Genomic DNA, 9,673 nt, shown 5'->3' on the forward strand with positions numbered 1-9,673 from the left:
TACTCACTACCCACTATTGAATAATTTTATACTGTTATAGGTATTTATCAATAATTATAATACATATTTTTTCTAAATAGCCTAAAGATAGAGGGTTTTGTATAGTCTATAACATTTATAAATACCTGATAATGAAGTATGAAAAATAATACTTATAAATCCCTTTTGTGGATAACTTCCTTAAATAAGGTGAATAACTTTTGATAAAAAAGTTTGAAAAAGTATTGGATATTAAAAAAAATGTCCTACTTTTGCACCTGAAAATATCATTAAAATAATTGTAAGATGATAAAAATAAGTAAAAAACGGATTATTAACCTATTTACCATTGCAGTATTACTACTCTCGTACTCAGGGCTTTGGGCGCAACAGACTTGTGAAAGTATGCCTGAGCCTGTAGCGTATACAAGAATAGGGACTGCTACCAATAAGTTAGTAAAAGAATATGCCGATGTTAGAGGCGTAAGAGTTACTCGTACTTTGAGTGCAGGAAATCGGAGTGGTGATAAAATTATGTATTCAAATCAGGATACCAGTACTCCAGCAGAGACTTACTGTAGCATAAACCGTCAGGCAAAGTATGGGGGTAAAAAGTATCCTTTTATGGATTCTAATAAAGTGACCAAAATTACCTATGAGTTTAGCAAACCTGTAGTGGATGTCGAAGTGTTTTTGGCTGCTTTTGGGTATAGTGGTCATAAAACAAGGGTTGAAGATCAGATAGATGATGTGATCTTTACTGTTAATAAAGGAACCATTTCCTTGAATAGCAGATCTTCTTGTACTGCTAATGCTATTGAGGTTGTAAATGGAAATGAGGTAAGATCCAAAAAATTGACAACGACGGATGCCAAAGTAGGGATTACTTCTACAGAGCCTTTTACAGAACTTACCTTAACCTATCATGAACCAGGAGGAGGTGTCATAGGAGGAGCGGGCTTCTACGTGGAGATTTGTTTGAACTCTATTCAGCCACTTAATACAAGTGCTTGTAACCCAACCAATATAAACAATAACTTTGCAGGGGCAATTTCGGCAACTAAAACCCTTAATGGGGTAGAGGTAGAGCGTGTTCTTGATGCAAGTCAATTTGCTAACTTGGGATCTCAAAATTATTGTGGTAGTAGTATAAACTATCCTGCTAACTTACCATATATGGGAGATACAGGAGCTAAAAAATTGACTTATAAGTTCAAAGCACCTGTTACTTCTGCAGAAATTTTCCTTTTTGCTTTTGGGGAGAGTGAAGATACTCAACATCCAAATCGTTATGATCAGGTAAAATTCTCTATTAATGGAGAAGGAACAATGACCCTTTCCCAAACCTATAACTGTATACCTACAGGAACAACTGTTAATAGTAGTACAGGAGTGGTAAAAAGTGCAGATAATAAGCTCATTACAACTGACGTAGGGATTAAGGTCTCTTCTACTAAACCATTTACAGAAATTGTCTTAGATGATCTTACACCTACAGGGACAAGCTCTGGAAAGGGCTATTTGGTAGAGATTTGTGCATCTTCTATTACAAAAGCTAATGTTGATGATTTTATTACATTGGATGCAGGAATAAGTAATCTTACTAATCAGACAGTTTGTGACGGAGAGGCACCTGTATACAAGGCAAAGGCCGATGCAACAGCTTTCGCTTCTACAGCCAAATTTGACTATATACTTCAAGCTAAGAAATCAGGTACTACCAATTGGGTAACTGTGGAAACTAAGGCCAATGTTACTCCTGGAACAGTACATACTTTCACTGGAGATGCTCTCAAAACAACAGATTATAATAATGCTAAGGTAAGGGTGAAGTATGTCTATAAGAATTCACTTTTCCCTTCTGTAACAGGAACAGCTAATTCCAATGAGGTTACTCTTACAGTAAAAGCTCCAACAGTGATTACCACCTCTCCACAAGCAGCAGCTTATTGTGTGGGTAGTACTGCTACGCCTCTTTCGGTAGTGGCTACTGGAGAAGGTACGCTTACTTATAAATGGTATAGCAATACTGTGGATAATACAACTACGGGGACTCTCATTCCTTCTGCTACCGCAGCTACCTTTACGCCTCCTACAGCTATCTCAGGTACTACTTATTATTATGCAGAAGTGACAGGTTCTTGTGGTCAGGTAAAGAGTGCCACTGCCAAGGTAGAGGTACTTGCTAAGGCTGACCTTATTAATATAATTGCTCCAGCATATACACCTATAACAGTATGCGCCAATGAAGCAAATACAACCATAACAGCTAATGCCAATCTTAGGACAGGTGTAGGTAATAGGCTTACTTATACCTTGCAGTATAGTGCTACAGGTGCACCTAACTCCTTTACAGACCATCCTACACAGAAGTATACCAACTTCATTCCTTCAGCAGATAACACAAAACAATTTGTCATTAAGAATGAGGCAGCTAGTGAAGGATACTATCGTGTAAAATATACAAGTAATGGTAGTCTTTGTTCAGGTGGAGGGGAGAACTACTCCAATGTATTCAAGTTTACAGTAACAGCCTTGCCAGAGGTGACCGCTATCAATGCAAATCCGCCAGCCTTTAGTCCGGGAGTTTCTACATCTGTATCCTTTACTATAGAAGGAACACCTAATGCTGTGGTTACCTATAGAATAGGTAGCGGATCTGTACAGACTACTACCCTTGATGCAACTGGTAATAGCCCAGCTATACCTGCTGGTACACATACACAAACTGTTGAGCTAAGCGTAAGCAAAATAACCTTAGGAGGCTGTGAACAGACTTATACCAATATGAAAGGAAGAGCGGTAACAACTACCACACAGTGCTTTGGTGGCGGTCAGATACGCCCTGCAAGACAGTTTCCTTTCCCTGTTGCACAGAATCAAAACTCTATAGCTCCTATGAATGGAGTAAATGTAATAAGAGAATATGGAGGTACACCTAATGCGAACACATCGATTTTCTATCAATTCTGTAGTACTCAGAATTATCCTGTTGGATATACTTTAGTAGATGCAACCAGCACTAAGGTAACTTATGTGTTTGACAAACCAATAAAAGTAGTAGAAATTTGGCTTATGCTGATGAGTGATTCAGGAGGAGGATTAGACAGAATGAAGTTATCTACTAATAATGGTAATTTGACTTTTACAAAAGTATATGACTGTTATGGGAATGCTATTGTAGCAGCAAATGGTGAAGTATCTGCTTCTAATAATGTAACAGATGTTGCTGTAAAAGTAACTTCAGATAAACCTTTTACAAAATTAACAGTATTGCATACCTCTGCTTCTACAGGAGCACTTGTAGAGCTCTGCCCTGCTTCTGTTCAGCCAGTGGAGCTTATAGATATTACACAACACCCGCAGAGCCAAACCACTTGTGAGACCTTAAGCCCAACCTTTACTTCTAAAGCAGTGCTTAAAAATGGGGCAACAGGTACAGTTAAGTACAAATGGCAAGAAAGTACTAATAATGGAGTAAGTTGGGTAGATGCAGTTTCTGCTATATCAGCTACTTCAGGGACTATTGCCAGTGGAGGTACTACCTCTTTAAATTTGTTTAACATAACTAAAAATACTCCTAATAAACAATATCGAGTGCTCTATACCTATGAATTGCTACCAGGGGTAGAGGTGACAAAAGCCTCTACACCAGCAACTCTTACAGTAAATGATAAGGTAGAGATTACTGAATTTAAGGCTTCTCCAAACACGATTGTTTCAGGAGTGGCTACACCTGTCACGATTACTATTAAGGGAACTCCCAATGCGGTAGTGACTTACACTATTGATGGAGGTACTCCTGAAACAGTTACCTTGACAGGAGGAGTGCATACTTTCACCAGAACAATTTCACAAACCACTGATGTAGCCATTACTCAGTTGGAAAAGAATTGTACGGTAAATCCTGATTTACATCTAAAAATAGGTGAGTCGGGAGAGAGTTGTGGCTCATTGCCATCACCTCAGTTTGGAGCAACTGTAACAGGTACTAACAAACAGATGATGGGCAGTGTAGAGGTAACACGTACCTTTAGTGGAGGAGCTCCTATAGCTACTACATTAAGCTATTCAGGTATTTGTCTCCCTTATTATCCTATCGGTTATGCGATACTAAGAAAACAAACTTCAAATGCAAGTAAAGTCACCTATCGTTTTTCTCAACCAGTGACCTCTGCTGAAGTATGGTTGCTTGTTATGAGCAACACACCGCTTAGCCCAGGTATAGACAAGGCGAAGATTACCACCAATTGCAGTAGCACAACCCTCACAAAAGTATATGATTGTAGTAATTCAGCTACTTTGACAGGAAATACAGTAGCCTCTGCCGATAGAGTCAATACAGACGTGGCTATCCGTGTGGAATCTTCTGATACATTTACTGAACTCTATGTAGAAGATCTTTGGGATAGTAGTACTGGTAATGGTGCAGGATTTCTAGTGGAGCTTTGTCCTTCTTCTGTAAAACCTGTAACGATAGATATTAGCAAGCATCCATTATCTGCTTCAGTATGTAGTGGTCAAACCGTATCACTTAGCGCAGTGGCAGCCCTAAAAGGTTTGCCAGCGAATACACCAATGAGCTACCAATGGGAGCAGAGCGCTAATGGTACAGCTTGGAGTAATGTTACAGGTACGGGAGCATCTGGTACAACAACTACAGGTTCGGTTACCTATACTGTTCCAGCTACCCTTACTCAAACTACACACTATCGTTTGAAATATAGCTATACAACTAGCTGTGGAGCAGTGACAGTGAAAGCTACAACAAATGCGGCTATTATTACCATAAACGAACTGCCTAAGGTAACGAAGGTAGAAGCGACTCCGGGTTACATTTTGAACGGAGCTTCTACGCCAATTAGTTTTACTATAAGCGGAACGGCCAATGCTACAGTTACCTATACGCTGAATGGAGGGACACCTCTGACTGCCCAGATTAATGGTTCTGGTGTGGCTACAGTACCTTATACTACTACACAAGATGTTACTCTTAATGTTACCAAAATAGAGAAGAATGGTTGTATTACTTCCATTACGGATAAATCCGTGACAGTAGGAGTGAGTAACTGTGCTGCTTTTCCTGTACCTCAGTTTGGAGCTTCAGTAACAGGCAGCAACAAACAAACAATGAGCAATGTAGAGGTGACACGTAGCTTTGACGGAGGAACACCTACAGGAAGTCCTTCTTATGGAACTCAGTGTAGTGGTCAACCTTATTCAGCAGGTTATATTTTGCTAAGAAAAGAAACCTCAAATGCAAGCAAGGTTACCTATCATTTCTCTCAACCGGTAACTTCCGCTGAAGTATGGTTACTTTTGATGAGTAATCAAGGTGTAGAAGGAGTAGATAAGGCTAAGATTACTACCAACTGTAGTAGTGCAACCCTTACTAAGATATATGACTGTAGCAATACAGCTACTCTCAGTGGTGATGAGATCACCTCTACCACAAGGATCTTTACTGATGTGGCGATTCGTGTAGAATCTGTTAAGCCATTTACCGAACTTTATGTAGAGGATCTCTGGACGACTGGTAGTGGGCAAGGCTTTATGGTAGAACTTTGTCCTTCTTCTCTTGTGGTTGCCAACACAACGGGTATTTTATCGGTAGCTACGCAGCCGGCCAACGTATCGGCTTGTCAGGGCAGTACAGCTAGTATAGTTTCCAAAGCTAATGTAGGTACAGCTTACTTAGGAGGAACTCTTACTTATCAATGGGAAGAGTCTGCTAATAATGGAGCTACTTGGGCAAATGCTACAGGTGCCGGTGCTACAGGTACAGTTACTCCTGGATTGGATGTTACTTATACTCTTAGTAATGTAGCTTCAGCTAGTCCTAACAAACAATATAGAGTAAAATATAGTTATATCTATAATAACAGTTTCTGTGGAGAGGCTACCATCACTTCTGCACCAGCAACTCTTACAGTAGTGCCTAAGCCAGCAACTCCTACTGTACAGACTAAAACAGAGTGTCCTGCTACGGGTAACTTTGATATGGCAACTTTGGTTACCTCCACTGTACCTGCTGGACATACCCTTAAGTGGTATACTGATGATACAGGAAACACTGCTGCTAACCCTCAGGTAGATAGAAACAAAACGGCTAAGACAACCTATGAGAAATGGGTGGCTTTGGCAACGTCTCAGGGTTGTGAAAGTGATAGAGTAAAAGTTACTTATATAGTAGATATCACTACTCAGCCAACTATTACAGCGCCAACTAACAACCTATCTATCAACTGTGCAGATCTAGCAGCTACTGTTACCTCTCAAGTGAACGCTTGGTTAGGTACAGCAACAGCTACCGTAGGTTGTGGTACAGCTAATATAACCAATAACTATGCAGCAGTGAAACCTACTGACCTTTGTTCTGTAGGTGAGATCGAGGTAACCTTTACCGTAACGGATGCTTTCGGTACTCAAAAGACTGAGAAGAAGAAAATTACGGTTAACAGACTCATTGCAAACAATGATACAGCAACCGTAGCACGTAGCACAGGAGGAGATATAAATGTACTTTCTAACGATAGCGTAAATGGTGCTCCAGCCACTACAGCCAATGCTGTGGTAAGCATTGTCAATGCTAATGGTACAGGAGCTACTGTAACCTCTGATGGTAAGATACATATCCCAGGGGGTACACTTGCGCCAGCTACTTATAACATTACTTATAAGATCTGTGACAAGAACAACCCATCCCTATGTGGTGCTCCAGCTACTATAGCACTTACTGTGAACAATAGTACCATACAGGCTAACAATGATGATCCAGAGCCCCTTACTTTTGCTACTTCTGTAGCCTATGCCAAGAATGCTGATAGTTCTACCTTCAATGTATTGGCCAACGATAGGCTCAGTGGCGTAGCACCTAACACTACCCAAGTGGATATCATCCCTGTAACTACTGCTACAGGTGTAAGTATAGAGTCTGATGGTAGAATAGAAGTAGCGGCTTCTACACCAGCAGGTGTATATACCCTTACTTATAAGATTAAAGAAAAGAATACAACCAACGAGTCCGCAGTGGCTACTGTAACAGTAAAGGTAAAGAATACCTTGACTGCTACCCCAGCTACCCTTACTCCGTCTATTACACCTTCAACAAGTGCAACAACACCTAAGGTAGTCGGAGATGTATTGAACCAAACTGCGCTTAACGGAAACAAACCAAATACATCGCAGGTAGATATTACGGTAACGCAGCATGCTACTCCACCAGTAGCAGGAGACCCTGTGCCAAGTATCAATACCACTACAGGTAAGGTGGAAATCCCTTCAGGGGTGAAACCTGGTACTTATACCATTAAGTATAAGCTATGTGATAAGGTAACACCACAGACCTGCACAGGGGAAGTAACCCTTCCTATCACTGTAGCAGGAGGAAATACAATTGTGGCTCAAAATGATGACTTCTCTGCCCACAAAGTAGAACACTCTAGCTCGGAAGAAGTAGTCAAGAATGGTTCTAATCCTGTAAATGTACTTGCCAATGACAAATTGGATACTCGTACAGGTCTTGATACTAATGTAGTTACTATCACTCAAACCTCTCCAGTATCAGCTGTAAATATAGATACAGCTACTGGTCAGATAAAGGTAGCGGCTAACACCCCAGCAGGTGTATATGAAGTCAAGTATAAGATTACTGAAAAAGGACAAACAACTACCTCAGGTGAAGCTACTGCTAAAGTAGTGGTAATCAATAAAATAGTAGTAAACTCTTTCACTATACCTTCAGTAAATCCTTCTGAGGATAGTACAACACCTAAGGAAATAGGTAATGTATTGAATCAAACTACTATCAATGGTAGTACGCCAAATATAAGTAATGTAACAATTACTGCTACACCTGATGCACCAGGTTCACCTAAGAAGCCTTATGTAGATACCACCACTGGTAAGGTGATGATCCCTTCAGGAGTAGCTCCAGGTAACCATACCATGTCTTACACTATATGTGATAAGGTAACACCTGCCTCAGCTAAGACTTGTAAGACAGCTACCGTTACTGTCAATGTAACAGGAAATACCATCACTCCACAAGATGATGATTTCTCTGCCTACAAGGTAGAACATCCTACAACACAAACAGTAGTAAGTAATGGTGCTAACCATGTGAATATACTTACCAATGATAAGCTCGGTAGTCGCACAGGTCTTACTAAGAATGAAGTAACAATAACCCAGACAACTCCTGCTAATCCTCATGTAAATATAGATATTACTAATGGTGAAGTGGATGTACAAGCAGGTACCCCAGCAGGTGAATATACTGTTAAGTATAAGATTACTGAGATAGGACAACCTGCCTCCGCTGCCTCTGCTGAAAAAACAGTAAAAGTAGTAGTAACTAATAAGTTGGTCAATACAACAGCTAACTATAGTGGTTCGCCTTCTCAAAATGCAACACCTGCCATCGAAGGAGATATATTGGATAACGTTCGTATCAACGATGCAACCTCTAACCCTAATGTGAATGATGTAACTGTAAGTATAGTAACAGCAGCTACAGGTACTACTGTACCATTTATTGAAACATCAGGAGCTGATGCTGGTAAGATAAAGATCCCTCAAGGAACACCAGCAGGTAATTATGAGATAACCTATAAGGTATGTGATAAAGCTCAAGGAGCAGCACAATCTTGCCAGACAGCTACTGCTAAGATTAGAGTAAGTGCTAAACCTATCGTAGCTAACAATGATATGGACAATGCCATTGTAGAGTACGATGCCAATGCCGCTCAGCATGTGAAGAAGAGTGGTACTGATCTCAATGTATTGGCCAATGATAAGTTGGGTACTACAATAGGACTTAACAACTCCTTAGTAACTATTGAAACTACCCAATCTGTAACTGATATAGAAATCAAAGCAGATGGTAAAGTAGAAGTAAAAGCAGGTAAGGATGCTGGTGTATACGAACTTAAATATAAGATCAAAGAAGTAGCTGACCCAGCCAACGAATCTTATGAAGGTACTGTAAAAGTAGTGGTAACCAATAAGGTAGTAAGCAATGATGCTACTTATACAGGTAAGCCTGCTACAGGTACTACACCAAGAGAAATTGGTAATGTATTAGACAATGTACGCATCAATGGAGCTACCACTAACCCTGCTCCAAACGATGTAACTCTAAGTGTGGTAACCCCTGCTACAGGTACAACTGTACCAAGCATCATCACCACAGGTACTGATGCTGGTAAGATTGTAGTGCCACAGGGAACTCCAGCGGGTGATTACACTATAGTGTATAAAGTATGTGATAACGCTACAGGAGCAGCTCAGACATGTAAGCAGAATACAGCTACTGTAAAGGTAACAGGTAATGATATAGTAGTTAATCCAGCAACTAAGCGCGTACCTAAGACAGGTGGGCCTGTAGATGTTCTTGATAATGTAACTATAGGTGGAGACCCTGCTACCAAAGACAATGTAGATATTTCTATAACAGACGATGATGGAACAGGTGCTACTGTAGATCCTACTACAGGTAAGATTAACGTACCAAGTGGTCTTGCACCAGGCGAACATATTATTACTTATAAAGTATGTGAAAAGGCAAGCACTACTAATTGCCAAACAAATACACTTAAGGTAGTAGTGCCAGCGAACATTGTTCTGAACCCAGATACGGACAAGTCTGTACCTAAGACAGGAGGAACAGTAGATGTAATTGGTAATGATACTG

The 9,673-nt window shown here is 40.3% G+C and carries 1 protein-coding gene; it reads left to right on the forward strand.

Annotation, left to right across the window (positions count from 1 at the left end; all coding sequences use genetic code 11):
• Positions 1-285 precede the first annotated feature (285 nt).
• A partial coding sequence (locus HMPREF9331_RS00565; RefSeq protein ID WP_016419254.1) for a hypothetical protein occupies positions 286-9,673 on the forward strand: 9,388 nt, incomplete at its 3' end.

This window comes from Capnocytophaga granulosa ATCC 51502 (genome assembly GCF_000411115.1).
Taxonomy (GTDB): Bacteria; Bacteroidota; Bacteroidia; order Flavobacteriales; family Flavobacteriaceae; genus Capnocytophaga; species Capnocytophaga granulosa.